At 69.2% G+C, this 26,276-nt stretch carries 29 protein-coding genes; 18 read left to right on the top strand and 11 right to left on the bottom strand.

Annotated features, from left to right (window positions below):
* Positions 1-23: 23 nt before the first annotated feature.
* Complete coding sequence (locus FXN61_RS12545; RefSeq protein WP_223165410.1) at positions 24-1,457, bottom strand: MFS transporter; 1,434 nt, start codon at positions 1,455-1,457, stop codon at positions 24-26.
* Between the two features lie 165 nt (positions 1,458-1,622).
* Here FXN61_RS12545 and FXN61_RS12540 point away from each other — a divergent pair, with 165 nt between their 5' ends.
* The 8 genes from FXN61_RS12540 to FXN61_RS55250 all read left to right on the top strand — a co-directional run bounded on the left by FXN61_RS12540 (position 1,623) and on the right by FXN61_RS55250 (position 8,166).
* Positions 1,623-2,549, top strand: a complete 927-nt coding sequence (locus FXN61_RS12540; RefSeq protein ID WP_167973444.1) for a LysR family transcriptional regulator — start codon at positions 1,623-1,625, stop codon at positions 2,547-2,549.
* Between the two features lie 24 nt (positions 2,550-2,573).
* The gene (gene nthB / locus FXN61_RS12535) at positions 2,574-3,242 is read left to right on the top strand and encodes a nitrile hydratase subunit beta (RefSeq protein WP_167973442.1); all 669 of its coding nucleotides are present in this window, start codon (positions 2,574-2,576) and stop codon (positions 3,240-3,242) included.
* 12 nt (positions 3,243-3,254) lie between these two features.
* Entirely contained in the window at positions 3,255-3,833 is a 579-nt protein-coding gene (gene nthA, locus FXN61_RS12530; protein ID WP_167973475.1) for a nitrile hydratase subunit alpha, read from the top strand.
* On the top strand, positions 3,830-4,135 hold the full coding sequence (locus tag FXN61_RS12525; protein WP_167973440.1) for a nitrile hydratase accessory protein: 306 nt from the start codon (positions 3,830-3,832) through the stop codon (positions 4,133-4,135). Before nthA ends, FXN61_RS12525 begins: the two co-directional genes overlap by 4 nt.
* A gap of 134 nt (positions 4,136-4,269) precedes the next feature.
* Positions 4,270-4,467: an MbtH family protein gene (locus FXN61_RS12520; protein ID WP_167973438.1), complete on the top strand. Its 198-nt coding sequence runs from the start codon at positions 4,270-4,272 to the stop codon at positions 4,465-4,467.
* Between the two features lie 3 nt (positions 4,468-4,470).
* On the top strand, positions 4,471-5,178 hold the full coding sequence (locus FXN61_RS12515; protein WP_167973436.1) for a thioesterase II family protein: 708 nt from the start codon (positions 4,471-4,473) through the stop codon (positions 5,176-5,178).
* A gap of 10 nt (positions 5,179-5,188) precedes the next feature.
* Complete coding sequence (locus FXN61_RS12510) at positions 5,189-6,958, top strand: non-ribosomal peptide synthetase (RefSeq protein WP_167973434.1); 1,770 nt, start codon at positions 5,189-5,191, stop codon at positions 6,956-6,958.
* Positions 6,955-8,166 carry a cytochrome P450 gene (locus tag FXN61_RS55250; protein WP_167973432.1) on the top strand — a complete coding sequence of 404 codons (1,212 nt, stop codon included), beginning with the start codon at positions 6,955-6,957 and terminating at the stop codon, positions 8,164-8,166. Before FXN61_RS12510 ends, FXN61_RS55250 begins: the two co-directional genes overlap by 4 nt.
* 38 nt (positions 8,167-8,204) lie before the next feature.
* Here the strand turns inward: FXN61_RS55250 and FXN61_RS12500 are convergent, their stop codons facing one another.
* From FXN61_RS12500 to FXN61_RS51965, 4 genes are read right to left on the bottom strand one after another with little or no spacing between them, the layout of a single operon-like run.
* Positions 8,205-8,792 (bottom strand): anthranilate synthase component II, encoded by a 588-nt coding sequence (locus FXN61_RS12500; RefSeq protein ID WP_167973430.1) that lies wholly within the window; start codon positions 8,790-8,792, stop codon positions 8,205-8,207.
* Entirely contained in the window at positions 8,789-10,165 is a 1,377-nt protein-coding gene (locus tag FXN61_RS12495; RefSeq protein ID WP_167973428.1) for an anthranilate synthase component I family protein, read from the bottom strand. Before FXN61_RS12495 ends, FXN61_RS12500 begins: the two co-directional genes overlap by 4 nt.
* A gap of 13 nt (positions 10,166-10,178) precedes the next feature.
* Entirely contained in the window at positions 10,179-11,309 is a 1,131-nt protein-coding gene (locus FXN61_RS12490) for a phenylacetate--CoA ligase family protein (RefSeq protein WP_246291368.1), read from the bottom strand.
* Entirely contained in the window at positions 11,294-12,181 is an 888-nt protein-coding gene (locus tag FXN61_RS51965) for a flavodoxin family protein (protein WP_246291356.1), read from the bottom strand. Before FXN61_RS51965 ends, FXN61_RS12490 begins: the two co-directional genes overlap by 16 nt.
* Positions 12,182-12,236: 55 nt before the next feature.
* Here FXN61_RS51965 and FXN61_RS12480 point away from each other — a divergent pair, with 55 nt between their 5' ends.
* The gene (locus tag FXN61_RS12480) at positions 12,237-12,803 is read left to right on the top strand and encodes a DJ-1/PfpI family protein (protein WP_167973424.1); all 567 of its coding nucleotides are present in this window, start codon (positions 12,237-12,239) and stop codon (positions 12,801-12,803) included.
* A gap of 229 nt (positions 12,804-13,032) precedes the next feature.
* Here FXN61_RS12480 and FXN61_RS12475 read toward each other — a convergent pair whose 3' ends face one another.
* Positions 13,033-14,133: a winged helix DNA-binding domain-containing protein gene (locus tag FXN61_RS12475; protein WP_167973422.1), complete on the bottom strand. Its 1,101-nt coding sequence runs from the start codon at positions 14,131-14,133 to the stop codon at positions 13,033-13,035.
* Positions 14,130-14,882 (bottom strand): thioesterase II family protein, encoded by a 753-nt coding sequence (locus FXN61_RS12470; RefSeq protein ID WP_167973420.1) that lies wholly within the window; start codon positions 14,880-14,882, stop codon positions 14,130-14,132. The genes FXN61_RS12475 and FXN61_RS12470 overlap by 4 nt, the downstream gene beginning before the upstream one ends.
* A 66-nt stretch (positions 14,883-14,948) precedes the next feature.
* Here FXN61_RS12470 and FXN61_RS12465 point away from each other — a divergent pair, with 66 nt between their 5' ends.
* Both FXN61_RS12465 and aroF read left to right on the top strand, forming a co-directional pair.
* On the top strand, positions 14,949-16,124 hold the full coding sequence (locus tag FXN61_RS12465) for a condensation domain-containing protein (RefSeq protein ID WP_167973418.1): 1,176 nt from the start codon (positions 14,949-14,951) through the stop codon (positions 16,122-16,124).
* Positions 16,121-17,080 carry a 3-deoxy-7-phosphoheptulonate synthase gene (gene aroF, locus FXN61_RS12460; RefSeq protein ID WP_223165408.1) on the top strand — a complete coding sequence of 320 codons (960 nt, stop codon included), beginning with the start codon at positions 16,121-16,123 and terminating at the stop codon, positions 17,078-17,080. Before FXN61_RS12465 ends, aroF begins: the two co-directional genes overlap by 4 nt.
* Before the next feature lie 51 nt (positions 17,081-17,131).
* Here the strand turns inward: aroF and FXN61_RS12455 are convergent, their stop codons facing one another.
* From FXN61_RS12455 to FXN61_RS12445, 3 genes are all read right to left on the bottom strand, one after another.
* Positions 17,132-17,776 (bottom strand): response regulator, encoded by a 645-nt coding sequence (locus FXN61_RS12455; RefSeq protein ID WP_246291355.1) that lies wholly within the window; start codon positions 17,774-17,776, stop codon positions 17,132-17,134.
* Positions 17,773-18,699, bottom strand: a complete 927-nt coding sequence (locus FXN61_RS12450; protein WP_167973416.1) for a sensor histidine kinase — start codon at positions 18,697-18,699, stop codon at positions 17,773-17,775. Before FXN61_RS12450 ends, FXN61_RS12455 begins: the two co-directional genes overlap by 4 nt.
* A gap of 238 nt (positions 18,700-18,937) precedes the next feature.
* Entirely contained in the window at positions 18,938-19,846 is a 909-nt protein-coding gene (locus FXN61_RS12445) for a UbiA family prenyltransferase (protein WP_167973414.1), read from the bottom strand.
* A 192-nt stretch (positions 19,847-20,038) separates the two neighbouring features.
* Here FXN61_RS12445 and FXN61_RS12440 point away from each other — a divergent pair, with 192 nt between their 5' ends.
* Both FXN61_RS12440 and FXN61_RS54240 read left to right on the top strand, forming a co-directional pair.
* Positions 20,039-20,839 (top strand): AfsR/SARP family transcriptional regulator, encoded by an 801-nt coding sequence (locus FXN61_RS12440; RefSeq protein ID WP_167973412.1) that lies wholly within the window; start codon positions 20,039-20,041, stop codon positions 20,837-20,839.
* A 19-nt stretch (positions 20,840-20,858) separates the two neighbouring features.
* The gene (locus FXN61_RS54240) at positions 20,859-20,993 is read left to right on the top strand and encodes a hypothetical protein (protein WP_281360425.1); all 135 of its coding nucleotides are present in this window, start codon (positions 20,859-20,861) and stop codon (positions 20,991-20,993) included.
* A 54-nt stretch (positions 20,994-21,047) separates the two neighbouring features.
* Here FXN61_RS54240 and FXN61_RS12435 read toward each other — a convergent pair whose 3' ends face one another.
* Entirely contained in the window at positions 21,048-21,575 is a 528-nt protein-coding gene (locus FXN61_RS12435) for a GNAT family N-acetyltransferase (protein WP_167973410.1), read from the bottom strand.
* Between the two features lie 215 nt (positions 21,576-21,790).
* Here FXN61_RS12435 and FXN61_RS12430 point away from each other — a divergent pair, with 215 nt between their 5' ends.
* From FXN61_RS12430 to FXN61_RS51960, 5 genes are all read left to right on the top strand, one after another.
* Positions 21,791-22,522 (top strand): AfsR/SARP family transcriptional regulator, encoded by a 732-nt coding sequence (locus tag FXN61_RS12430; RefSeq protein ID WP_167973408.1) that lies wholly within the window; start codon positions 21,791-21,793, stop codon positions 22,520-22,522.
* A 77-nt stretch (positions 22,523-22,599) separates the two neighbouring features.
* Positions 22,600-24,477 (top strand): phage tail sheath subtilisin-like domain-containing protein, encoded by a 1,878-nt coding sequence (locus FXN61_RS12425; RefSeq protein WP_167973406.1) that lies wholly within the window; start codon positions 22,600-22,602, stop codon positions 24,475-24,477.
* A gap of 3 nt (positions 24,478-24,480) precedes the next feature.
* Positions 24,481-24,921, top strand: coding sequence for a phage tail protein (locus FXN61_RS12420; RefSeq protein ID WP_167973404.1), 441 nt, complete (start codon positions 24,481-24,483; stop codon positions 24,919-24,921).
* Positions 24,922-24,925: 4 nt separating this feature from the next.
* Positions 24,926-25,366, top strand: a complete 441-nt coding sequence (locus tag FXN61_RS12415; RefSeq protein ID WP_223165407.1) for a hypothetical protein — start codon at positions 24,926-24,928, stop codon at positions 25,364-25,366.
* Positions 25,367-25,452: 86 nt separating this feature from the next.
* A complete protein-coding gene (locus FXN61_RS51960; RefSeq protein WP_167973402.1) occupies positions 25,453-26,274 on the top strand; it encodes an eCIS core domain-containing protein in 822 nt (273 codons plus the stop codon).
* The last annotated feature ends 2 nt before the right edge of the window (positions 26,275-26,276 follow it).

Below are 26,276 nucleotides of genomic sequence, written 5' to 3'. Positions count from 1 at the left end.
GGGCCTTCTCGTTGTCGGGCGGATCAGACCGGGACCGCAGCGGCGTTCTCCGGCACCGTCACCTTCTGCATGAACGCGGCCACCAGGCCGGCTCCGACGGCGAGCACGACGGCCGCCACCACGAACGCGAGCCGGTAACCGGACACGGTCGCCTCGTTCTGCACGACACCGGTGGTCACGGCGTTCGCGGCGTGGTTCAGCGCGATCGTCGTCAGCACCGCGAGGCCGAGCGCGCTACCCAGCTGCTGCACCGAGGTCTGCACACCCGAACCCAGTCCGGCGTCCTCATCGGACAGTTCGTGCAGCGCGGCGTTCTGCAGCGCGGGCAGGCCGATGGCGAGACCGAACGCGAGCACCGCGGTCGCCGGCACCAGCTGGCCCCAGAACGAGCCGTGCGCGTCGATGCGGGCGAGCAGCAGCATGCCGGCCGCCGACACGACGAAGCCGACGATGATGGCCGTCTTCGGGCCGAAGCGCGTCACCAGTTGAGTGGACAGCACCATGCCGGGGATGAACGCGATGCAGAACGGGATGTAGGCCAGACCGGACTGCAACGGCGAATAACCCAGCACCTGCTGGACGTACAGCGTGACGAGGAAGAACATCGCGGCCATCGCGCTGGTCAGCAGGATCGTCGTGACGTTGGCCGACACGCGCGTCCGGTTCGCGAAGAACCGCAGCGGCATCATCGGGTCGTCGGAACGAGCCTCGACCAGGACGAAGAGTCCGAGCAGGACGACACCGGCGACGATCGAACCCCACACGCCGAAGCTGCCCCAAGGATGCTCGGCGGCGCGCAGCAGGCCGTTCACGACCAGGATGAGGCCACCGGTCACCAGCAGGCCGCCGGTAACGTCGAGCTTGCGGCGCACGCCCTGGGCGGGCGCGTCCTGCACCAGCTTGGCGCACAGCACCAGTGCGATGATCGCGATCGGGATGTTGATGAAGAACACCCAGCGCCAGTTGGCCAGGTCGACGAGCACACCGGACAGCAGGACACCGACGGTCGCGCCGATGCCGGCCAGGCCACCCCAGATGCCGAGCGCCTTGGCGCGCTCGCCGGGCGTGGTGAACATCAGCACGATCAGCGCCAGCGCCGCGGGCGACGCGAGCGCCTCACCGACACCCTGCAGGAAGCGGCTGGCGATCAGCACTTCGGAGTTCCACGCCGCACCGCTGGTCAGCGAGGCGAACGCGAACACGGAGGTGCCGATGACGAAAATCCTCTTGCGGCCCAGCAGGTCGGCGAACCGCCCGCCGAGCAGCAGCAGGCCGCCGGCGGTGAGCAGGTAACCGTTGACCACCCAGGCGAGACCCGCCTGCGAGGTCCCCAGGTCGTTCCGAATGGACGGCAGGGCGATGTTCACGATCGTGTTGTCGATGACGATCATGAACTGCACCAGCGCCAGCACGGCCAACGCTTGCCACCGGCGAGGATTCGCCTCGGGGGCTGTCACCCTCTCGCGGCTACGATTCTCCACAGTGGACATTTGAACTCCCGTGGAACAGTCGAAAACGGGTCTATCCCAGGAAACCGCTTGCAGGGTTCCCCGGTCCAACAACAACCACGCCTGGCTTGACAACCAACGGTTGTTACCCAAGATGGGCTAGTGGAACTCGACATGGCACAGGTACGGGCATTCGTGACGGCCGCAGAAGAACTGCACTTCGGACGCGCTGCGGAGCGCCTGTACGTGAGCCAGCAAGCTCTTTCCAAGCGAGTGAGCAAACTGGAGGATTCGCTCTCGGCACGACTTTTCGACCGGTCCACCCAGAAGGTCGAGCTCACCCCGGCAGGTGAACGGTTCCTCCCGTACGCGATCGACGCGCTGGCCGCCGCCGACGCCGCGGTCGCGTCCATCAAGGAGACCAGGCAGACCGTGCGCGTCGACGTGCTCGACGAACGCCTGGCGCCCATGCAGCTCGTCCGGCACGCCATGCGCAGGCTGGAGAACCTCCCGATCGAGGTGAGCATGCGCCACGGCCTGCCGAACGCGCTGTCCGCGCTGCGCAGCGGCGAGGCCGACGCGGCGTTCGGTCGCGTGCACTCGCTGGCGCCGCGGGAGGTCGCCGAGCTGGCGCATCGCCTGGTGCTGCTGGAACCCCTGGCGCTGCTGGTGAGCCGTGACCACCCGCTCGCCGCCGCCGACTCGGTGGGTCTGGCGTCCCTGCGCGAGGTTCCGCTCTGGGCGCCGATCGGCGGTGCTGTGGCGGAGTGGGCCGCCTACCTCAAGCAGTTCGCCGAGGCGTGGCATCTTCGCGTGGACTTCTCCGGCCCGTCGCTCAGCCTGGACTACCTGGTGGACGACATCGCCTCCCGCCCGGAGGTGGCGACGCTGGTGGGCGGCCGGATGCAGCTGCCGCCCACGTCCCGCGCGGCCGTGGTCTACCTGACCGACCCGACGCCGGTCTATCCGTGGTCGCTGGTGTGGCCCAAGGGCAAGGAACACCCGTTGCTGCGGGCGCTCCTGGACGCGTTCACCGAGGGTTTCACCTGGCCCCAGGACGTGTGGCTGGCCGAGGCCGACCGGATCGGCCTGACCGCGTAACCGGCGGCTGCCACGATGGGGGACATGGACGGTCCACACGACCTGGGCGGGGCGCCGGGCTTCGGGCCCGTGCGGTTCGACCCGGACGATCCGCTGTTCTCGTCCGACTGGGAACGCAAGGTGTTCGGTCTGACGATGGCCACCTCGACGATCAGCCTGTACAACCGCGACGAGAACCGGCATGCCCGTGAACGCATGCCCGTGGAGGAATACCGCTCCACCGGCTACTTCGAGCAGTGGCTGGTGGCGCTGGAGACCAACCTGACCGAGCTGGGCGTGCTGGACGCCGCCGCGGTGCGCGAGCGCGTGGCGGAGTTCCTGGACGAACCCGGCCGCGAGGTGCGCGGCAAGGATCGGCCCGAGCTGTTCGAGCTGTTCCGCGACACCCTCGAGTTCGGTGCCTCGCTGGAGCGGCCTGCCGCCCCGCCGCGATTTGCGGTGGGGTCACGGGTTCGCGCTGTCCGGGACGCGAAACCCGGCCACACGCGGCTGCCCGCGTACGTGCGCGGCCATGTGGGGGTTGTGCGGCGTGTCGACGGTGCGTTCGTGCTCCCGGACACCAACGCGCACCACGAGGGCGAGAACCCGGAAAACACCTACAACGTGGGGTTTAGCGCGCGGGACGTGTGGGGTAAAGGGGACCACGAGGTGCTGGTGGACGTCTGGGAGAGCTACCTCGAGCCGGCCGACTGAACCGGGGGAGGCATCGTGTCGGACGAAGCCGAGCTGCGCGCACGGGTCAAGGCCCTGGAGTCTCTGCTCGTCGAACGCGGGCTGATCGGCGCGGACACGGTGGACCAGATCGTCGAGGTCTACGAGTCCGAGATCGGGCCGTTGCTGGGGGCGAAGGTCGTCGCGCGGGCGTGGGTGGATCCCGGGTTCAAGGAACGCCTGCTGAGCGACGCCACGGCCGCGTGCGGCGAACTCGGCATCGGCGGCCTGCAGGGCGAGCAGCTCGTCGCCGTCGAGAACACCGATTCCGTGCACAACGTCGTCGTGTGCACTTTGTGTTCGTGTTATCCGTGGCCGGTCCTCGGCATTCCACCCAACTGGTACAAGAGCCCCGAATATCGGGCCCGCATGGTCGCCGAGCCACGTCGCGTGCTGGCCGAGGACTTCGGGTTGCCGCTCGGCGAGGACGTCGAGATCCGCGTTCAGGACTCCAGTGCGGAGATGCGGTATTTCACCGTGCCGCAACGGCCTGCTGGCACCGAGGACTGGGACGAGGAACGACTGGCGGGCGTCGTGACGCGCGAGTCGATGGTGGGGGTGGCGGTGCTGTGACCGCGCCGGCCGAGCTTCCCGCGGACGTACCTCGCAGCAACGGCGAGCTGCTGTTCGAATCCCCTTGGGAGAGCCGTGCTTTCGGGCTCGCCGTCGCGCTGGCCGAGTCCGGGGCGCTGGTGTGGGACGACTTCCGCGCCGAATTGGTGAAGGCGATCGCCGAGCGGGATCCCGAAGCGCCCTACCGGTACTACGAGTACTGGCTGATCGCGTTGGAACGGGCCCTGGTGTCGACGGGGGTCTTCGACACCAGGGCCCTGCAGGCGTCAGCGCGTTCTGTCATGGACCATCCCGAGCACTAACGCAGGTCTGTCACTCCGGACGCTACGAACCCCTGGTTAGACATGGGTTACGCACCGCCGTCCGCCGCGCCCTCATAACCCCTGCCTAACCCCCGCCTCCTAACTTCGGCCGCCAGGCAGGTTCGGGAGGTCACATGGCACGGGCCGACTGCGGCCGGTTCTTCCGGGTCGTGGTGAACGAAGAGGGCCGGTACAGCATCTGGCCCACTGATCTCGCCGTGCCCGGGGGATGGCGGCCGACCGGCTTCTCCGGCACCAGGCAGGCGTGCCTGAACCAGGTGACCGAGCTGTGGCGCGACATGCGCCCCGGTGACGAGACCGGAACGGAGTGATCGATGGGACGCTGGTTGCTGCTGGAACCCGACGCGGACGCCGCGAAACGGCTGTTCTGCTTCCCGTTCGCCGGGGCGGGTGCGTCGACGTTCCGCGACTGGCCCGGTCGCATCGGCGACGTCGAGGTGTGCCCGGTGCAGCTGCCCGGCAGGGAGAACCGGATGCGGGAGCCCGCGTACACCGGCTTCGACGCGTTCGCCGATGACGCCGCGCGGGCGCTCGCGCCGTACCTGGACCGGCCGTTCGCGTTCTTCGGGCACTGCATGGGCGCGTTGCTCGCGCACGCCGTCGCGGATCGGCTCGACCACAAACCGCAGCGGTTGTTCGTGTCGTCGTCGTACGTGCCGTATCTCGGGGTGTCCAAGCCGTTCCACCCCGACATGTCCGACGAGCACCTGGCCGAGGAGCTGCGGGCGATCACGAAGCGGCTCGGCGGGCCCGAACCGTTGCCGGAGCTGCTGGAGCTGTCGGTCATGGTGCTGCGCAAGGACATCGAGATGTGCTTCGAGCACGCGCCGCCCGCCCGGCCGCTCAAGTGTCCGATCACGACGATCGGGTGGGCGGACGACACGATCGTGCCCGCCGGCGACATGGGCGAGTGGACCGAGTACGGCGACGTGACGCAGCACGTGCTGAAGGGCGACTTCTTCGACTTCCTCAGCGCGCCGGCGGAGCTTCGCGACGTCATCGCACGGGACTTCAAGGAATGAGGCGGAAATCGTGACCAGCAAGACGCTCGTGGAACTGTTCGCGCGCAGTGTGCGGGACCACTCCGGCAAGTCCGCGGTCGCCGACGACGAACTCCAGCTCAGCTACGCCGAGCTGGACGCCCGCTCGGACGCGCTGGCGCACCGGCTCGCCGAGATCGGCGTCGGACGGGAGGACCGGGTCGCGGTGCACCTGTACCGCGGCGTGGACGTCGTCGTGGCCGTGCTCGGCGTGCTCAAGGCCGGTGCCGCGTATCTCCCGATCGACACGCGCTACGAGGGCGGCCGGCGTGATCACATGATCACCGCGGGCGAGGTGCGGCTGGTGATCACCGAGCCGGACCTCGCGGCCGGGCTGCCGGACGTCGAGGTGCTGCACTGGCGCAGTGAGCCTGTGGAGTCGCCCAAAGTGGAGTCACCCGGACCGCTGCCCGGTCCCGAGCCGTCTGACGCCGCGTGTGTCCTCTACACCTCGGGGTCGACCGGCCAGCCGAAGGCGATCGTGCTGGAGCACCGGCAGATGGTGGCGTTCGCGCTGAACCCGGCGTTGCCCGAGATGAGTCCGGAGGACCGCACCGCGCAGGTCGCGAGCATCTCGTTCGACCCCGCCAACTTCGAGATCTGGTGCACGCTGGCCGCGGGCGCCGAGCTCGTGGTGCTGCCGTCGATTCCGGAGCTGCTCGACGGCGACATCCAGCGTGAGCTCAAGCGCCGCAGGATCACCGTGATGCTGGCGCCGGCCATCGCGATCAACCACGCGGTGAAGGTGGACCGCGACTCGTTCGCGCCGCTGCGCGTGCTGCACTCCGGTGGTGACGTCCTGCTGCCGTCGACGTGCCGCGACCTGCTCGCGAGCAAGTTCGGCGGGCGGCTCTTCAACCTGTACGGCCCGGCCGAGACAACGACCGCGTGCACCGTGTTCGAGGTCACCGAGGTGCCGGAGGACCTGGAGAGCGTGCCGATCGGCCGCGCGCTGGAGGGCTACCACCTGTACGTGCTCGACCCCGACTTCAAGCCCGTGCCACATGGCGAGCCCGGTGAGCTGTGGGTGGGTGGCGCGGGGGTGAGCCGGGGCTACCTGAACCGGCCCGACCTGACCGCGGAACGGTTCGTGCCGGACCCGTTCGCGGCCGACGGCGGCGCGATGTACCGGACCGGCGACCGGGTGCGCTGGAACGACGGTGTGCTCGAGTACCTGGGCCGGTTCGACACCCAGGTCAAGATCCGCGGCTACCGGGTCGAGCCCGGTGAGGTGGAGCGTGCGCTGTGCGCCAACCCGGACGTTCGCGAGGCGGCCGTGATCGCGACCGGTGAGCCGGGGGAGAAGCGGCTCGTCGCGTTCCTCGTGCCCGCGGTGGAGTCGTTGTCGCTCAAGGAGTTGCGAGCCGACCTGAACCGCCGCGTCGCGGACTTCCTGGTGCCGAGCGAGTTCATCGTGCTGCCCGCCATGCCGACCGACGCGCACGGCAAGCGCGACTGGGACGACCTCGGCCACACGGCGTCGAGCCGGCTGCGGCAGCGGCCGGACCACGTCGCCCCGCGCACCGAGACCGAGCGGTATCTGGCCGAATTGTGGGAGCGCCTGCTGATCGTGGAGCACGTGGGCGTGAACGACGATTTCTTCGTGCTGGGCGGGCACTCGTTGCTGGCAGTCCGGCTGCGCTCGTTGGTGCGCAAGGAGCTCAAGGTGACGCTGCGGCCGCGCGCGGTCTTCGAGCACAGCGTGCTGGGCGAGCTGGCGGAGCTGGTGGACCGGACGAGGGAGGGGGCGATGGTGTCGTGACCACCGCCAGGACCATCGATCTCACCGACACCGACCTGTTCGTGCACGGCGACCCGCACGAGGTGTGGGCCTACCTGCGGCACAACGAGCCGGTGCACTGGAACCCGTCGGCCGACGGCGGCTTCTGGTCGTTGACGAGGTACGCCGACATCCACGACGTGTACCTGGACCCGTCGACGTTCAGCTCCGAGCAGGGCACCGTGATGGGCGGCTCGTTCGGCAGCGCCCAGGACAGCGCCACCGGCCAGATGCTGATCTGCGCCGACCCGCCAGAGCACCGCCTGCTGCGCCAGCAGGTCAAGCAGGGCTTCGCCGCCAGGATGCTCGAGGTGATCGGCGAGAGCGTGCGCCGGTACGCGACCCGCGCCCTCGACGGGATCGTGGCGGCCGGCGGCGGCGACTTCGCGGTCGACGTCGCACCGGAGCTGCCGGCCGGCGTGCTCGCGGCGATGTTCGGACTGTCCACGGAGGACGCCCACCACCTGCTCGCGCTGACCCGCAACATGATCGGCTCCGAGGACGGCGAGTACCGCGATGATCTCCGGGACGGTGAGCTGGCGCTGGTCAGCGCGCAGGTCGAGATCTTCGACTTCCTAGGCGACCTGGCGGACGAACGCCGGGGCGGGTCGGGCGACGACCTGGTCAGCATGCTGCTGAACTCGTGCGTCAACGGCCGTCCGATGTCCGACGCGGAGATCCTCTACAACTGCCTCAACGTCGTCGTGGGCGGCAACGAGACCACCCCGTACACCGCGTGCGCGGGCGTGGCGGCCTTCGCCGAGTTCCCCGACCAGGCGGACCGGTTCTACGCCGACCCGACGGTCCTGCCGACCGCGTTGGACGAGATCCTGCGCTGGACCTCCACCAACGCCTACGTGCAGCGGACCGCCACCCGCGACACCGCGATCCGCGGCGTCGCGATCACCAAGGGCGACAAGCTGACCCTGTGGAACGCGTCGGCGAACCGCGACGAGGACGTGTTCGCTTCGGCCGACCGCTTCGACGTCACCCGCACGCCCAACCACCACATCGCGTTCGGTGTCGGCAACCACCGTTGCATCGGGCAGACCGTGGCGCGGCAGGAGATCACCATCCTGTTCGAGCTGCTGCGCGACCGCGGGATCCGGTTCGAGCTGGACGGGCCGATCGAGCGGCTGCGGTCCAACTTCATGCTCGGTACCAAGCACATGCCGGTGCGCGTGCGCTGAGACGAGAGAAGGGCGGCTCCGGGGGAGCCGCCCTTCTCTCATGCGGTCTTCGCCGCCGCCCACGTTCTGACGAAGTTGGCGAAGAGCCGCAGCCCGTGGCCGGTGGTGATGCTCTCCGGGTGGAACTGCACCGACTCGAGCGGCAGGGTGCGGTGCCGCAGTCCCATGACGTAGCCGTCGTCCTCGGACCGGGCCGTCATCTCCAGCACGTCCGGCACGGTGTTCTCGACGACGATCAGCGAGTGGTACCGGGTGGCCTCGAACGGGCTGGGCAGGCCGCGGAACACGCCGCGCCCGTCGTGCCGCACCGGACTGGTCTTGCCGTGCACGAGGTGGGTCGCCGGCCGCACGTCGGCACCGTGCGCGAGCCCGATGGCCTGGTGGCCGAGGCACACGCCCAGCATCGGCGTCGAGTCGGCGAACCGGTGCACCAGCTCGACGTGGCCAGAGGCCGCGGGGTGGCCGGGGCCGGGACCGAGCACGATGAGGTCCGGCCGCAGCGCTGCCACGTCGGCGTGCGCCAGCTCGTTCGAGCGGATCACGACCGGTCCCGCGTCCACGGAGTCGAGGTACTGCCGGATGATGTGCACGAAGCTGTCGTAGGCGTCGACGACGAGCGTCCTCACGAGGCGAGCTCCTTTCCGGTGACCGCCCAGTAGGCGGCGCTCATCTTGGCCAGGGTCTCCCGCCACTCCTTGCCGGGATCGGAGTCCGCCACCACGCCGGCGGACGCCCTGGTGCGATAGGTGGTCCCGGCGTGGGTGAGGCTGCGGATGCACAGCGCGAGGTTGAGCGTCCCGTCGAAGTCGATGAGGCCGAGCGCGCCCGCATAGAGGCCGCGGCGGCTCGTCTCGATCGACTCGATGATCTCCATTGCGCGGATCTTCGGCGCACCCGTCATGGTCCCGGACGGGAACAGCGCGCGCACCACCTCGTAAGCGTCCACATCGGACACTCGGCCGGTCACTGTGGACACCAGGTGTGCCACGTGGGAGTAGCGGTCGACGACGAGCATGTCCGGCACGTCCAGCGTGCCGCGGTCGCAGACCCGGCCGATGTCGTTGCGGCACAGGTCGACCAGCATGACGTGCTCGGCGATCTCCTTGGGGTCGGCGCGCAGCCGGGCCGCCGCCTCCGGGCCGGCGTCCAGCGGGATCGTGCCCGCGATCGGGCGCATGGTGGCCACACCGTCGGCGTAGCGCACGAACAGCTCCGGGCTCGCGCCGATCACCGTGTGCCCGGCGAAGTGCGCCAGGTACATGTACGGGGACGGGTTGCGCTCGCGCAGCCGCCGGTAGGCGTCGATCGGTGCGAGCGGACTGGTGATGCGGAGCTCGTGCCCGATCTGCACCTGGTAGATGTCGCCGATCGCGATGTGGTCCAGCGCCCGGCGCACGTTGCGGCGGAAGGCCGGCTCGTCCGTCTCGTCGACGCACACCGCGGGCGGAAGTGCCGTCTCCGGCGCCTCGGGAACAACGCTCAGAGCGTCCAGCACCGCGTCCGGGTCCAGGTCGGGCCAGAGATCGCTGTGGTGCACGAGCAGCTCCGCCTCGCCGGTGGCGAGGTCGAACCGGACGCGCCCTTGGTGAAGCACCAGGCACACGTCCGGTTCGTCGTGGTCGCAGGGGATGGTCCGGGGCAGCCGCTCGACGTGGTGCGCGGTGTCGTAGCCGAAGAACGACAGGAAGCCGAAGTCAGGCGTCGGCGGGAACGTGCTCTGCGCCTCGCGCAGCAGCTCCCACAGGTCGCAGAAGGGCAGCGAGATCCGGGACCGCACGGCCTCGACCACGGCGGGGACGCCGGTGAGGCGCACGTCGTCCCCGTACACCGAGAGAGTCAGCAGCACGCCGAAACCGACCACCGCGTGGCGGCGGTCGGTCTCCGGGCCGGACGGGGACTCGAGCAGAAAAACGTCCTCCTCGCCGAACCGTTCGGCGAGCGCGAGGTAGGTGGTCAGCGGGTCGGCGCCGGGCAGCGTCCGGCGCTCGGTCGTCACCATCGCGGCCTCCTGGTCAGGTGGTGTACGAGTGCCGGGCCGCCGCGGTGCGGGCGGCCTCGACGATGCGGTCGGGCCCGGTGCGGTTGTCCTTGATGCGCGCGGCCTTCCAGCTCACGAACGCGCCGGTGTTGGTGATCGGGTCCAGCTCGGCGTCGACGGCGATGTCCGCGCCCACACCGAGCCGGTCCCGCAGCCGCTCGACGATGCCCCGCCGGACCAGGCTCTCGTCGCCGTCGAGCAGGTCGAGCCGCACGGTGACGCGGTCGCCGGGGTCGATCTCGACCTGGTAGCCGAGGCAGCCCGTGACGTCGTGCAGGACCGCGGACTCGATCTCGGCGGGCTGGAACCGGCCGCCGCCCAGTGCGATGCGGTCGTCCACCCGCCCGATCACCTCGATCGGCGTGCCGGGCAGGCCGCACCGGCAGGTTCCGCCGACCCGCACGAGGTCGCCGGTGCGGTAGCGGATCAGCGGTTTGATGCCGTCGATCAGCATCGTCAAGCACAGCTCGCCGGTGTCGTGGCCCGGTTCGAGCGTGTCCGGGTCGATCACCTCGGCCAGGTAGTTGGGGTCGGAGAGGTGCAGGCGGTTCTCGACGCACCCGGTCGCGATCGCCAGTGCCTCCTGCGAGCCGTACAGGCCGGGCAGCACGTCGGCGCCCCAGATCGACTTCACGTTCGCGGCGAACTCCGGCGTGCAGATCTCACCCAGCACCAGGAACAGCTTCACGTTGAAGTCGCTGAGCCGGTAACCGTGGTACAGCGCGGCTTTCGCGAGGTTCAGGCACAGCGTCGGCGCGCACGCGATCACCTCGACGTCGAGCTCCTGCATGAGCCGCAACGCCTTTGCGAACCCGACCCGGCTCGACTCCGGCCAGATCTTGGCGTGACACGCGCCCATGCGTTGCACGACGTCGCCGAACGTGTCGCCGAACGCGTACAGCTCGGACGGGCCCATCAGCCCGACGACGGGCATGCGGTCGCCGAAGTGCCGTGCGAACATGTGCCGCCACGACTGTTCGACGTGCAGGTTGCTCCACTCGATGTCCCTGGCGCTGCGCGGACACGGCGTCGGCGCGCCGGTGGTGCCGGTGGTCTCGTAGTAGATCGCGGCCTCGTCGACGCCGCCGCTCAGCACGGCGCGCATCTCCCGGCGCAGATCCGCCTTGGTGGTGAAGGGCAGCTCGGTGAACGGCACGTCCCGCGGCAGGTGCCTGCGATAGAAGTCCGACTTGTCGCGCACGTGCCGCAGTACGACGTCCAGCCGCTCCAGCCGCCACGCGTCCATGTCCTCTTCGGACAGTTCGCCCGCGTAATACCGTTGGCACAGCTCGTGGTAGTCCATGGATCATCGATCGGGGAGTGGCGCGCGGCGAACCACCTGTCGTCGCGCTCGTTGGCCAGGTCGGTGTCGAGACCGTCGCGTCCGGTGAGCTCCCGGTGCTCGCGCAGCACGTGAATCAGGTCGACCATCCGGTTCACCATGCGCTCGACCATCTGCAGCCCCTCGTCGTCGTGCAGCACGTCGCCGGGCTGGTTGCCGTAGACGATCGCCGGGAAGCCGCTGCCGATCATGATCATGCGGTTGAGCAGCACGTTGGTCATGAGGTGGCTGTAGACCTCGGTGTGGCTGTAGCGCCTGCCGATGACGATGACGCCGCCGACCTTGTTGGTGAGCGGTCGGTCGAACCGCATGTAGCCGACACCCGAGCGTTCGATGAACGCCTGCATCAGCGCGCCGGTGCCGAACCCGTGCACCGGGGCGGTGTAGAGAATGCCGTCGGCACGAGCCATCTGTGCCACGACACCGGGAATGTCGTCCTCCAGTGCACAGGGGACGGTGCGCGAGTTGCAGTCCCCGCAGGGCCCGCACGGCGACATGCGGAGGTCGCCGAGCCGGACGACCTCGAGCTCGACCCCGCGTGCCGCGAGCACCTTGCCGACGTACTCCAGCACGTCGGCGGTGTTGCCGTGGTTGCGTTCGGAACCGTGGATGGCGACGATCTTCGGGCTGCTCATGGCGTCGAGGCTAGGAACGGCCGGTTACGTAACCGGCACACCGCACGCTGTCGGCATGAACATCGGCATTCTGCTGTTCGACGGCGTGGAGGAGCTCGACGTGGTGGGCCCGTGGGAGGTGCTCGCCGCGTGGACCGGTCGCCATCCGGAAGACGGTTACCGGGTGGCCACGGTCTCACGCGACGGCAAGCCTGTGACGTGTGCGAAGGAGATGGTGCTCACGCCGCAGCACTCGTTCTCCGACGCGCCCGCGTGGGACGTGCTGGTCCACCCCGGCGGCGAGGGCACCGAACTGCTCGTGAAGGACGAGGACCACCTCGACTGGGTGCGCGGCCAGCGGGCCACGACCGCGCTGATGACGAGCGTGTGCACGGGTTCCCTGGTGTACGCCGCAGCCGGTCTGCTGGCCGGCCGCCCGGCCACCTCGCACTGGGAGACCGTGGAGTTCCTGGAGTTCATCGACCCGACCATCGAGATTCGCGAGGACGACCGGTTCGTCGACGACGGTGACGTGATCACCGCCGCCGGCGTGTCCGCGGGCATCGACATGGCGCTGCACCTGGTGTCCCGCCTGGCGAGCCCGGAGCGTGCGGCGGAGATCAAGCGGTACATCCAGTACTAAGCAGGTTGCCTGAACTCCCTGCCCCTGATGGCGTCTGCAAGTACCATCAACTCAACATCAACAGGCACTTTTCTACTACCAACAGGGCGTTTCGGGCCAGAACACAGGTGCGGATGCGGAAGAAGTTGGGTGTAGTTGACGGTGATTCGATCAAGAGTTGGTGGTACTTGCAGACGCACTTGGCGCCAGCCAGCCGCTGCGGTTTCGGACAAGACTGCTGGCCAGGTGCTTAGGTCCAGACGATCTCCGGCGTGCCTCCCAGGTGGTCCACGAGCCGGTCGACCTCAGCCTCGACACCCTTCTTGGCCTTGGCGGACAAGGCGTCGAACGGCTCGACCTCCACCACGAGCCGCTTGCCCTTGCGCTGGTGCCGCCAGATCCCGGCGAACATCGCGTCCACGAGCACCACCGCGGACAACCAGCCCTGTGGCCGGTAGATCAGGCCGGTCGACCCGCCGCGCAGGAAGTGCTCGGCGTGCCGCGTGGCGGCGACGACGTACTGGTCGAACGCGGGCAGCAGCCGCACGCCGCGCACGGGTTCGGCGTCACGCAGCCCGTCCAGGTCCGAGACCCACCAGCTCTGGCCGTCGAGCTCGGCCTGCCGGGCGCCGGTCCCTGCCAGGATCTTCGCGCCCTCGGCGGGCGTGACTCCCCACCACCGCGCGAAGTCCTCGCGCGTCGCGGGCCCGTGCGCGTTCAGGAACCTCGTGGCTATCTCCGGCAACGGGTTCGCCGGTGCCTCGCCGGCGGCGAGCCACTGGTCCGGCCTGGCGAAGCGCACCTTCTGGCCGTCGTTGGGGCCGAAGAGGAGTCTGCCCTGGAACGACGCGGGTTTGAGGTGTGCGCCCCAGCTTTCCCTGAGCCTGTCCCCGATCGCGGGGTTCCCGCTGGATCGCGCGGCCGCGTCGGCGAGCTGCTCGCGGGTGAGGACCTGGCCGTCCAGCGCCGCGTGCACCGCGTCGAGCAGCTGGTCCTGTTCCTCGGCGGTGATGTGGAAGTTCCGCAGCCACACCGGTTTGCGGTAGTGCTCGTAGGTGTCCAGGCCCGCCTGCCACATCGGGTACTCGGCGGCGGGCAGCAGGTGCAGCGTTCCGCGCATGCACCACGTCTTGACCAACGCCCGTTCCTGCCACAACAGCCGGTCGACCTCGTCGGCGGCGAACCCGTCCAACCGCGCGTGGAGGGTCAGCCCGGCCGAGGACATCAGCTGCGCGTGGACCCCGCACAGTTCGCTCACAACGGTCGTCGCTTCGGTGGCCGGGCGCAACGTGTGCAGGCCGTGCCGCCGGGCACGCCATGCGGCCACCTGCTTCCAGGTGATCGAGTTCACGGCACCCAGCTTGGCAGATCCTCCAGAACGACACGCGCGACGTGGGCGCGGGACTCCTCGAGGTAGAAGTGGCCACCGTCGAACAGCCGCAGCCGGAACGCGCCGGAGGTGTGCTCGGCCCAGCTCGCCACGGTCGCGGGCGGCACCTCCTCGTCGGACATCCCGCCGTACGCCGAGATGCCGCACGGCAACGGGAGCTCCGGGTAGTACTCGTAGGTCTCGACCACCTCGAAGTCGGCGCGCAGCGTGGGCAGGAACATGCGCAACAGGTCGGTGTCGGCCAGCAGTTCCTCAGGCGTGCCTTGGTATCCGCGCAACCGCCGGATGAGCTGTTCCTCCGGCAGGCGGTGCACGAACTCGTAGCCCGGCGGATACGGCACGTGCGGTGCGGGCCGGCCGGAGGCGATGATCCGGTCCGGTAGCCGGCGGCCGGTGCGGCGCAGGTGCCGGGCCAGTTCGAACGCGACCAGCGCGCCCATGCTGTGCCCGAAGAAGGCGAGCCCGCGCGTGCCGACGTCCAGGCACTCCTCGAGTTCCTCTGCCAGCCGGGGCACGAGCTCCGTCAGTTTGCGGTGCGGTTCCTCGCCGATCCTGGCTTCCCGGCCGGGCAGCCGCACGACGGTCAGCTCGGCTGCCGGTGCGAGCAGCGGCGCGAACGCGCGGTAGCCCGCGGCACCGGAACCGGCGTTCGGAAAGCACACCACGCGCACCGGCGCGTCTGGATTCTCCAGCGGTGTCAACAGGTTCATCGTGCGGGTGTAGCTGATCGCGGTTACGTAACCGGCGGCGAACCGCTGCCCGCCATCGTCGTCCGCGTGACTCTGTCCGAAGAACGCCGCGAACTGCTCGCCCTGCTGACCGCCAGAAAGGCGACGACGCCGGGTCAGCTGCGCTTCTGGCGGCTCAACCAGGCCGATCCCGCCGACCCGGCGTACAGCTGGCCGTGGGCGTTGCGCCTGCCGGGCCCGGTGGACGAATCCCGGCTGCGGCGTGCGCTGGACGTCGTGCTCGACCGGCACGAGATCCTCACGTCCGCGTACGACTGGGACGACGGAACGCTGTGGCAGGTCCCGGCTCCGCGTCCTCGACTGCAAGTCGTCGGCACGGACGTGCAGACGGCCCTGCGGGAGGACAACCAACGCCCGTTCCACCTCGGCTCCGAGGCACCGCTGCGGGTGAGCCTGCTGCCGGAGGACCTGCTGCTGGTGAACATCCACAACATCGCCAACGACGGCTGGTCGATGCGCGTGTTCGTGGACGAGCTCACCCGCTCGTACCGCGGCGAGGAGCTGCCAGAACCGTCCTTGCCGCACCACCAGCACGCGGCCCGCCTGCGCGGATGGCTCGCGTCGCGACGCGCGGAACAGGAGGTCGCGTACTGGCGGCGCAGGCTGGCCGGGCTGGAACCGCGCAACGGCAGGTCCCGTGAGTCCACAGTGGAGCGAGTCAGGATCGGCGCAGACGTGGCGGAGAAGGTGCGGCTGCTGGGCAGAGCGGCGAAAGCCACGCCGTTCATGACGATGTTCGCGCTGTTCGCGAAGCTCCACGGCGAACGCATCGGCAGCGACGACGTCGCGATCGGCACGTCGGTGTCCGGCCGCGCTCCCGACACCGAACGCACGATCGGCTACTTCGTCAACCGGCTCGTGCTGCGCGTGAACACTTCCGGGGAAGTCCCGGACCTGGTGCGCCGCGCCAGGACGACCGCGGTCGAGGCGTTCGCGCACGCCACCGTCCCGTTCGAACACCTGGTGGAACGGCTGTTCCCCGCCGAGTACCTGGCGGCCGCGCCGCTGGTCGACGTGATGTTCGTGTTCGACACGAGCGGTCCTGCCGCGGTCGAGCCCGAGTACCGCACGTCGAAGTTCTCGTTGGTGGTGAACGTCAAACCGGACGCCAACGGCTACGTGATCGAGGCACACCACCCGAAGGGCGCGCCCCACGGGGTGCTGCGGGACTACGCCCGCCTACTGAAGGGTCTGACCACATGATCGTCATCATGCTGAGCGAGGCGTGCACGCCCGCGGACCGGCGCCGCGTCATCGACCTGGTGCAGTTCGCGGGCAGTGGCCTGCGCGTGCACACTCCTGAGCTGCTGTCGCTGTCCGGCGACCGCGACGAGATCCGCGCACTGCTGTCCGACGAGCCGTGCGTGCTGGACATCGCGAAGCTGCCGGCCGCCTACCCCCGCTCGGCTCGCCTGCGCGGCCGTCCCGACCGCACTCCGGTGTCGCTGGGCGCGGCCTCGATCGGCGGCCCGGACTTCACCGTCATCGCCGGCCCGTGCTCGGTGGAGAACCGCAGCCAGCTCCTCACCATCGCCGGCGCGGTGCGGGCCGCCGATGCCGACGCCCTGCGGGCAGGGGCGTTCAAGCCGCGGACGTCGCCGTACTCGTTCCACGGTCTGGGGGCGCCCGGCCTGCGCCTGCTCGCCGAGGCGAGGGAGGTGACCGGACTGCCGGTGGTCAGCGAGTGCGTGGACGTGCGCGACATCGAGATCATGGCGTCCGCCGTCGACATGATCCAGATCGGTGCCCGCAACATGCAGAACTACACGCTGCTCCGGGAGGCCGGCCGCACGCGCGTGCCGGTGCTGCTGAAGCGAGGGCTGTCCGCGACGCTGGACGAGTTGCTGCTCGCGTGCGAGTACCTGCTGGACGGCGGGAACGAGCAGGTCGTGTTGTGCGAACGCGGAATCCGGACGTTCGAGACGAGCTACCGGTTCACCCTCGACGTCGCCGCCGTACCGGTGTTGCAGGAGCGCACGCACCTGCCGGTCATCGTGGACCCGAGCCACGCCGCCGGCGCCAGGGGACGGGTGGTGCCGCTGGCGCTGGCGCCGCGGCCGTCGGTGCGGACGGGATCATCGTGGAGAGTCACCACGATCCGGCGACCGCGTTGTGCGACGGCGCGCAGGCTTTGCCCGTGGCGGAGCTGCCGGCGTTGATGGAGCGGCTCGGACACGCCTGCGCGGCGGCGGGGCGGACGATGCGCGCCGCTACGCCTGCTCCAGCCCGGTGATCAGGTTGGCGGCGGCTGCCTTCTTGATGGCGTCCACCCGGGAGACGGCGTCGAGCTTCCCGTAGATGTTGGTCAGATGGCGCTTGACGGTGCCCTCGCTGATGAACAGCGCGGCGGCGATCTGCGCGTTGCTCATCGCCTTGGCCACCAGCCGCAGCACGTCGAGCTCACGCGCGGACAAGGGACTGGCCTGCTGTGCGGGCGGTTCCAGCGCATCCATGGTCTCCCGCGGGATCGACAGCACGACGTTCTCCCGGTTGCGGCTCACCGAGCGCACCGCGGCCACCAGCTGGTCGCGCGCGATGTTCTTGACCAGGTAGGCCGCGGCACCGCTCTGCAGCAAGTCGCGGACGACCCCCGCGCTGTCGTGCATGGTCAGGATGATCACGTTGATGTCGGGCATCGCGGTGCGCAGGGCGCGGATCACCGCCTTGGCACCGGGGCCTGGCATTTCGACGTCGAGCAGCAGCACGTCGGGACGGTGCTCTTCAGCCAGCGCGATCGCCTCGTCGCCGCTGGAACCCTCACCCACCACCTGGAAGTCCGGGTCAGTGGACAGGAGCTCTCGCAGGCCTTCGCGGAACAACGTGTGGTCGTCGGCCAGGACGATGCGCACCGTCATACCGGATCCAGCCAGGGCAGCGTCACCGTGACCGTGGTGCCCACGCCGATGCTGCTGGCCGCGGTGAACGTGCCGCCGAGCAGCTCGACGCGTTCCCGCATGGAGTCCAGGCCCATGCCGCCGGCCGACTCCACCGCCCGGTCGAGGTCGAACCCGCAGCCGTCGTCGCTGACGCTCGCCCGCACCAGGTTGTCGCCCACCGCGATCTCGATGTCCACGCGTTGCGGGGCGGCGTGCAGCAGCGCGTTGCGAGCGGCCTCGCGCAGCACCAGGTACAGCTCCTCGACGACCTCGGCGGGCAGGCGCAGCACGTCGCCCTCCACCACCACGTGGTGCACCATGCCGAACGGCGCGTGGGCGTCGAGGTAGTCGGACAGCGCGACCTGGAGGCCCCCTGCCACCACCGCGGACGTGCGCAACTCGGTCGCGAGGTGGCGGATGACGTCGAACGCGTCGCGCAGCACGTCCTGGCCCATCTTGAGTTTCGCCTGCGCGCGTGCCGGGTCGTCGGCCAGGTAGGCATCATGCAGTTGCAGCTGCTGCAGCGCATTGCCGACGGAGTGCGCGACACGGTCGTGCAGCTCGCGGGCGATGCGGTGGCGTTCGTCCTCGTGCGAGCTGGTGACCTTCTTCAGCAGGTAGCTCGCGTAGGCGACGGAACCCTGCGCGATGCGGAACATGATCGACCGGTGCAGCGCTTTGCTCGCCTTGATCAGCTCGGCGTCGTCGCAGCCGTGGTGGCGCAGCTCGTTCACCACCACCGGCAGGGCGACGTCGAACAACGCCGTCGCTGCCTTGACCGACTCGACGGGGTGGATGGCGTGGACCGCGCGGTTGACACCGATCTCGGTCGTCAGCGGAGGCGGCGGCGCCGCCGGGCAGTTGGTGATCGCGGCCTCGACGTCCGCGAGCACGGTGCCCACCTGCCGGTCCAACTGCTCGCGGACATCAGAAAAGTCTATGAGTGGACTACGATCCTCGCGAAGCCTGGCGCTAAATGCGTCCACGACTTCTCGGCGCACGTCGGTGCGGAAGCCCCCTAATCGACCGTCGGTCACCGCCGTCCCTCCCCCAAAAAGCGGTCCGTGTCTACGCTATTACGGTGCGTGACATTCAGTTGTGGCGCGCAGTGTGACGCCCGCAACACTACACGGCATTCTGTTATTTCAAGAGTGAGACAAGCAGCGTTAGATGCGCGGCGTACTGGGTAATCATGAAGGCTCGGTACGGACGGCGGCGGCGGAAGCGCTCTCCCAAGCTCACCTTGCTGGACACGACGACCGTCAGCACGAACGAACCCGCGCACACCACGAAGCCGACCGGCGTGAGCGATGGCGCCCATCGGAGAGCGGCGAGGAGAAACCCCCACCCGACCGCGCTCGCGCCAATCGCCATCACGACGCGCGCCGCGCGATCGCCGAGGACGACGGGCAGCGTGCGCCGTCCGGCAAGACGATCCCCGGTGGTGTCGGAAAGGTCCTTGGTGGCCCCGCCGAATGCCATCCAGAGCGACATCGCCCCGCCGAACAACAGCAGCGGCACGCCGATCTCGGTCGCACCGCTGGCGTACCAGCCGGAAAGATAGGTCAGGCCGCCCAATGCGACCACGGCGCCGAGAAATCCCGGTACGTTCCCTTTGAGCGGCCACGGCCCGGTCGAGTACGCGATACCGATCCCGAGGTGCATTACAACCAGCAGGCACACGGCGGGTGATATCAGCGCGGCAATGCCGATCGCCGCCGCGGACAACGCCACGACCACGGATTTCGCGTGGTCCACCGGGAGAAGCCCGCGTGCGATCGGGCGAATCGAACCGTTCTCGCGATCCTCGACGACGTCCGCGACGCCGTTGAGCAGATAGATGGCCCAGGTGGCGGCGACCCAGCACGCCAATACGGTGGCGACCCTCGGCCAAACTGCTCCATTTGTGTGGTGTTCGGCGAGGAGGGCCCCACAGCAGAATCGCAGCGCGAAGATTCCCTGCACGACCGGCCGCGCTTCCGTCCAGCACAGACGCAGGTTTCTGGCGTCGGCCAGCCTGCTAATCTTGGACTGCTCTGTCAGGTACATGCGACGAGCCTATCGAGCCGAGGTCTCCTCAGCGGCGGTACGAATTCTGCAAATGCCACTACGACCAGGGTCGTAGCCGCACTACGACCATCCGCACATTGTCGTCGTTCCCGGGGAAGCCCACTTGAGGGGCGGTGACGAGCGTCATAAAGTCGGCTACACGAATTCCGGTCGGCAGGAAAGGCGACGCCAATGCTGCGAGAAACCACAGGGGCTGCTGTCTCGGCGCGATTCTTCGGCGATTTCTCGGTGCACGTGTGCGGCCGGCCGGTCGAGCGCTGGCGCGCGGGCAAGGCCCGCAGCCTCTTCCAGTACCTGCTGGTGAACCGCGGGCGGGTGGTGACGAGGGACAAGCTGTACGAGGTCCTCTGGCCGGCCAGGGAATGGTCGCCGACGGGCAGTTCGCTGAAGGTCGCCATGCACGGCGTTCGCCAGGTGCTGCACGCGGCCGATTCGGGCCACCCCACCGTGGAAATCGTCAACCGCGACCACGGTTACATGCTCAAGGCCGACAACGTGTGGCTGGACCTCGACGAGTTCTCGTCCGCGATCGACACCGCCCGCGCGGCCGAGCTGACGGGCGACCACGCCACCGCGCTGCGGCACTACACCCGCGCGGTCGACCTGTGCACCGGCGACTTCCTGGCCACCGAGACCGGCGACTGGATCGACGAGCAGCGCGCGTGCAGCAAGGCGCTGGTCCTGCAGGCCCTGCACTACCTGCGCGCCGACGCGTTGCGCAGGGGAGACCGCCTCGGCGCGGTGCGGATGTGCCAGCGCCTGCTCGCGGTCGACCCGTACCAGGAAGAGCTCTACCAGACCCTCATGGTGGTGCACGGCAAGCAGGGCGAGCTCGGCCAGGTGCAGACCTGGTACGACATCTGCCTGCGCCGCCTGCAGCACGACCTGGACGTCGAGCCGACCGAGACGACCTACCGGATCTTCACCCGCGCCATCCGAGGCGAGCTGCGCGAGCAGGCGCTGGTGGCCTGACCGAGGAGGAACGTTTGCGATGGAACCCGAAGTACCCGACGTCGAACTGCCGATCCCGCACCAGATGACCGATCTCGAGGGCTGGGCCCTGGCGGGCCACCTGCTCGGCACCGAGACGGAGGCGGAGCCGCACATTCTGCGGGCACTGGAATAGCGATCATCCACTGTGGACCTGGGCATTCGTGCGCGGGTCCACTCGTTCTGTTTGCTACGAAGGACTTCTGAAGTCCTTGGCGAGCAGGCCGAACAGGAGGTCGTCCGTCCACTCGCCCTTGATCCAGCTGTGCTCGACGCGGTGGCCCTCCTGGCGGAAACCCAGCCGTGCCAACAGCTTCGCCGAACGCTCGTTGCGGGCGTCGCACTCGGCGGACACGCGGTGCAGGCCGCGGTCGGTGAAAAGGTGCCGCAACATCCGTTGCACAGCCTCGGTGGCGTAGCCGTGGCCCTGGTGCGCCGGGGCGAGCGTGTAGGCGATGTCGGCCTGCATGAGGTTCTCGTGCGTGTTGACGCCGATGTCGCCGATCAAGGTGCCGTCGAGGTCGACCGCGTACTGGAACCAGCCCGGCTCGGCGGGATCGGTCATCTCCGCGATCATCCGCGCGGCGGCGTCGACCGGGAACGGCGTGCTCCAGCCCTGGTAGCGCGCTACGTCGGGGTCTGACCGGTAGTCCGCCAACGTCTGTGCGTCCTGGGCGCGGAACGGCCGGATCGTGAGGCGGGCGCTGATGAGGATCACCCGGAAAGCAAAGCAGGTGCTGGGGTGTCCTGGGCGCCGGTGTCGACGTCTGGCACCTCACATGTACTGATCCTCATCACCGCATTCAGCCGAGCGGAGTGGCCGGAAAGGGGCCATCCGGGTGATTCCCTCGCGTCATCTGTATTTCCGGTCAGAGCGGAGCGATGTCTTAACTGCCATGGCACACCGACGGACCGTGCGAGGGAGGAGCGGCCATGTCCGGGTTACCACTTACCGAGACCGACCGGCCCTACCTGCACCTGTTCGGCGGGCCGTTCGTCACGGTCGGCGGCGATCGCACCGATCTGCCAGAGGGCTGCAAACGGCTGATCGCGCTGGTCGCGATGCGGCGGCTGCGGATCGATCGGACCGTCGCCGCCGGCGTGTTGTGGCCCGCGGTGTCCGATCGCAGGGCCGCCGGCAACCTGCGTTCCGTGCTGTGGCGGATGCGGAGCACGGGGGTCGCCCTCGTCGACGCCGACAGCAACTCGGTGGCGTTGCGAGCAGACGTCGCGGTCGACGCCCACATCGCCGGCGACTGGGCCCGAAGACTCATCGAGGGACAGGTGCGAGCGAGTGACCTGGCACTGATGCCGTGGTGCGACGAGGCGCTCGACCTGCTGCCGGGGTGGTACGACGACTGGGCGGTCCACGAGCGTGAACGGCTGCGCCAGCGGGTGTTGCACGCCCTCGAAGACCTCAGCCGGCACCTGGCCGCCGCAGGCAGGTTCGCCGAGGCGGTCGAGGCCGCACTGGTCGCGGTCGGCGCCGACCCGTTGCGTGAGAGTGCCCAACGCGCCCTGATCCAGGCGCACATGGCCGAAGGCAACCTGGTGGTCGCCTTCCGCACGTACGACGCCTACCGGACGTTGATCCACAGCGAGCTCGGCGCGGCGCCGTCGCCGCTGATGGCGGCGTTGATCGGCCGGACTCCGCCGCGCGGGTGATGCGCCGGTGACAGCCGGGTGACACCGCCTCTGTCACCGTCGGCCACGCGCAACGGCGGACGGAGCGGAGGCGTTCGATGGTCGACTACCAGGGCCGGGCCCCCGGCGTGTACATCGAGGAACGGCCCGCTGTCGGACCGATTCCCGGCGTGGGCACGAGCACGGCGGCGTTCATCGGTTCCGCGGCGAAGGGTCCCATCGGCAGCCCGCAGAAGGTCACCAACTGGACCCGTTTCACCGAGATGTTCGGTGACTACCTCAACACTCGGTATCTGGCCCACGCCGTGCGCGGCTTCTTCGAGAACGGCGGAACCGCTGCCTACGTCGTTCGCGTCGGCACGGCGACGAACTCGTCGCTCGAACTGGTCGACGAAGCCGGCAAGCCGGTCTTGAAGGTGACTGCCAGGCAGGAAGGTCCAGCAGGGCAGCTGATCACCGTCACCACCGCCGCGGCCGAGATCGTGACCGGCGCGAAGTTCCTGGCGGTCGGGGCCAAACCGGCGTCCGGCGCGGGGACGATCATCACCCTGACCACGGCCGACGACGCGCGTGCCTTCGCGGCAGGCGAAACCGTTGACTACGAAGGCAAACGGGCGGTCGTGACCAGGGTCAGGGACGGCAGGCTCTTTCTGAACGCCGCGTTGCCGGCGGGCACTCCCGCGACCGGTTCGGTGCGTACCGCCGATCTGGTGCAGGGGCAGACGACGTTCCGGCTCACCCCCTCGACGGGCGTCGAGCGCGGCACCGTCCTGCAGATCACCAAGGGCGCCACCAAGGAGACCGTCGTCGTGGACGCGGTGGCCGGCGGCCTGGTGACGGTGACGCCCGGCCTGGCCAACCCCTACTCGTTCGCCGCAGGACAGCCCCAGGCCACGATCGCGTCGGTCGAGTTCCTCCTGACGATCAACCACCCGGACGGCACTCAGTCGTACGACAAGCTGGCGCTGGACCCGCGCCACAGCCGCTACTTCGGCCGGGTGGTCGACTCCACCGCCGTGACGGTCGCGGCAGTGCCCAACACGACACCGCCGCCCAAGAACCGGCCGGTCGCCATCTCCAACAAACCCTTGGCCGGGGGAACCGCCGACGACCCGTCCACAGTGGACCGGGCGAAGTACGTGGCGGCACTGGACGTCCTGGCGACGATCGACGACATCAGCCTCGTCTGCGTGCCCGACGCGGTGGGGCCGGACGCGGGCATCCAGGCCGACGTCATCGCCCACTGCGAGCGCATGAAGGACCGTTTCGCGCTCGTGGACGCGACGAAGGCCGACCAGTCGGCCACCGGGATCCTCGAACACCGGCTCACCGTGCGCTCCCGCTACGCCGCCCTCTACTACCCGTGGATCACCGTGCCCAACCCGAGCGGGTCGGGCACGCTGCAGGTCCCGCCGTCCGGACACCTGGCCGGCGTCTACGCCCGCAGCGACGCCGAGCACGGAGTCCACAAGGCACCTGCCAACGAGCCGATCACCGGGGCGGTCGGCGTCGCGAACGCGCTCGACGACGTCGATCAGGGGGATCTGAACGCCAACGGTGTCAACGTGTTGCGGGTTTTCGGCGGCGGGCGGCCGTTGGTGTGGGGTGCGCGCACCACGTCCGACGACGTCGTCTGGCGCTACGTCAACGTGCGCCGGCTCTTCATGTTCATCGAGGAATCCCTTCAGGAAGGCCTGCGCTGGGCGGTGTTCCAGCCGAACGACCTGTCCCTGCGCAAGAAGCTCGAACGGACCGTCACGGAGTTCCTCACCAGGGTGTGGGCCAGTGGTGCGCTGTTCGGGGCGACGGCGGGCGAGGCGTTCTACGTGAAGATCGATGACGAGAACAACCCGCCGGGGCTGCGCGAACTCGGGCAGGTGGTGCTGGAGATCGGCGCCGCCCCGGTGCGCCCGGCCGAGTTCGTGGTCGTCCGCATCGGCATGTCGGCCGGAGGCGGCCAGGTACAGGAAGGATGAGCCATGGCGCAGACCGGCGCGCGCGTCGACCCGTACGTCAGCTTCAATTTCCTCGTCGAGCTCGACGGCATCTCGCAGGCCAGCTTCCGGGAGTGCACCGGGATGGAGGCCACCACCGAGGTGATCGAGACCCGGGAGGGCGGCGACAACGTCACCGTCCGCAAACTGCCCGGCAAGACGAGCTACGGCAACCTGACCCTGAAGTGGGGGCTCACCGACTCCACCGAGCTGTGGAACTGGCGCCAGCAGGTGATCAACGGGACGATCGCGCGCAAGAACGGCTCGATCGTCGTCTACGACCTGGCGAACCGCCGGGAAGTGGTGCGGTGGAACTTCATCGCCGCCTGGCCGACGAAATGGGAAGGCGGCTCGTTCCAGGCCACCGGGAACGAGATCGCCGTCGAGACCCTTGTGCTGGCGCACGAGGGCATCACGCGGGCGTAGTCCGATGTTCACGACCGAGCACGAGTTCGAGTTGCCGTTGGGGTATCTCGACTCCGCGGGCACTCTGCACCGGCACGGTGTGATGCGGCTGGCGACCGCGGCCGACGAGATCCTGCCGATGAAGGACCCGCGGGTGCGCGCCCTGCCGACCTATCTCATCGTCATCCTGCTGTCGCGGGTGGTCCTGCGGATCGGCACGGTCACCGAGGTCAATCCGGCGACCATCGAGGGTTTGTTCTCCCAGGACCTGACCTACCTGCAGGAGCTGTACAACCGCGTCAACGGCCTGTCCGCCCGTGAGTTCGGTGTCACCTGCCCGCACTGCAACGGCCAGTTCGCCGCGGAGGCACCACCGCCGGGGGAATCGACGGCTACCCCGTGGACCGGGTCTACCACGAGGTCGCCCAGCTCGGACAACTCGTCCACTGGACCCACACCGAACTGATGGAGCTCGACCACGCCGAACGGCGGCGCTGGCTGGCCGCGGCACTCGCGGTGGCACCTCAGCGCGACTCGTAGGAGGGACCGGCCGTGCCAGATCCACATCGGACTCTCGGCGAGCAGCTGGCCGAGCAGGTCCGGCTGCTGACCCGGCGGCGCACCGCGTCGCCGGGGTGGACCGCGGCTGCCCAGACCGTGTCCGGGCGTGCGGCGGAACTCGCGAAGTCCGCCCGGATCGGACGCGAACGGGTGGAGGTCGAGGTCCCCGATGCGGTCGAGCCGTTGACGCCCACCGTTGAACCGGTATGGCCTGTGCGCCAAGGTGATCCCGACTCTTCGCACGAGTTGCCCGGCGATGTCACCGAACGGTTGCGCGCGGTCGTCGGCCCGGACATGCCCCCGCTGCGGGTGCGTGCCGATGCCGCCGCGGACGCGGTCGCTCGCGCACACGGTGCCGACGCGGTGACGATGGGCGACGAAGTCTTCTTCCACGACGGCCGGCTCGCGCCGTCGGAGCCGGAGGGGTTCGCACTGCTCGCCCACGAGGCTTGGCACGTCAGGCAGAACTCCACGGCGGCGTCGTGGGACCGTGCCACGGCAGGAGGCAAGGCGGCAGAGGAACAGCGGGCGCACGCCCACGAGTGGGCCGCGCTCGACGGCGGCAGGCCCCGCGTCGCACCCGATTTTCCTGACCGGGGAACGGTTCCAGGACGAGTACCGCAATCCGTGAGCCACACCGGCAGCCCACCTCAAGCCCTGGCCACCGCCGCGACGCCGATGACGGCCGCGACCGACAGGACGATCGAACCGACGGCCGCCCCGGCAGCCTTCCCCGACGTGGCGGAACTGTCCGACACGATCTACCGGGATCTGCTGCGCCGCATCAAGTCCGACGTCGAGCGAGGTGGCTGAGG

The organism is Lentzea indica, assembly GCF_012184385.1.
Classification (GTDB): Bacteria; Actinomycetota; Actinomycetes; order Mycobacteriales; family Pseudonocardiaceae; genus Lentzea; species Lentzea indica.
Note: the sequence above shows the minus strand (reverse complement) of the source record. Positions and strands in the feature narration are given on the sequence as shown.

Coding starts and splice junctions, on each gene's coding strand:
- FXN61_RS54240 (WP_281360425.1), top strand. CDS start 20,859: ATGGAACCCGAAGTACCCGACGTCGAACTGCCGATCCCGCACCAGATG.
- FXN61_RS12430 (WP_167973408.1), top strand. CDS start 21,791: ATGTCCGGGTTACCACTTACCGAGACCGACCGGCCCTACCTGCACCTG.
- FXN61_RS12440 (WP_167973412.1), top strand. CDS start 20,039: ATGCTGCGAGAAACCACAGGGGCTGCTGTCTCGGCGCGATTCTTCGGC.
- FXN61_RS12425 (WP_167973406.1), top strand. CDS start 22,600: ATGGTCGACTACCAGGGCCGGGCCCCCGGCGTGTACATCGAGGAACGG.
- FXN61_RS12445 (WP_167973414.1), bottom strand. CDS start 19,846: ATGTACCTGACAGAGCAGTCCAAGATTAGCAGGCTGGCCGACGCCAGA.
- FXN61_RS12415 (WP_223165407.1), top strand. CDS start 24,926: ATGTTCACGACCGAGCACGAGTTCGAGTTGCCGTTGGGGTATCTCGAC.
- FXN61_RS12470 (WP_167973420.1), bottom strand. CDS start 14,882: ATGAACCTGTTGACACCGCTGGAGAATCCAGACGCGCCGGTGCGCGTG.
- FXN61_RS12455 (WP_246291355.1), bottom strand. CDS start 17,776: ATGACGGTGCGCATCGTCCTGGCCGACGACCACACGTTGTTCCGCGAA.
- FXN61_RS12520 (WP_167973438.1), top strand. CDS start 4,270: ATGGCACGGGCCGACTGCGGCCGGTTCTTCCGGGTCGTGGTGAACGAA.
- FXN61_RS12480 (WP_167973424.1), top strand. CDS start 12,237: ATGAACATCGGCATTCTGCTGTTCGACGGCGTGGAGGAGCTCGACGTG.
- FXN61_RS12540 (WP_167973444.1), top strand. CDS start 1,623: ATGGCACAGGTACGGGCATTCGTGACGGCCGCAGAAGAACTGCACTTC.
- FXN61_RS12490 (WP_246291368.1), bottom strand. CDS start 11,309: ATGCGCGCCGTGCTGAGCGGCGGCGTCGACGAGGCCGCGATCTACTAC.
- FXN61_RS51965 (WP_246291356.1), bottom strand. CDS start 12,181: ATGAGCAGCCCGAAGATCGTCGCCATCCACGGTTCCGAACGCAACCAC.
- FXN61_RS12495 (WP_167973428.1), bottom strand. CDS start 10,165: ATGGTGACGACCGAGCGCCGGACGCTGCCCGGCGCCGACCCGCTGACC.
- aroF (WP_223165408.1), top strand. CDS start 16,121: ATGATCGTCATCATGCTGAGCGAGGCGTGCACGCCCGCGGACCGGCGC.
- nthB (WP_167973442.1), top strand. CDS start 2,574: ATGGACGGTCCACACGACCTGGGCGGGGCGCCGGGCTTCGGGCCCGTG.
- FXN61_RS12420 (WP_167973404.1), top strand. CDS start 24,481: ATGGCGCAGACCGGCGCGCGCGTCGACCCGTACGTCAGCTTCAATTTC.
- FXN61_RS12515 (WP_167973436.1), top strand. CDS start 4,471: ATGGGACGCTGGTTGCTGCTGGAACCCGACGCGGACGCCGCGAAACGG.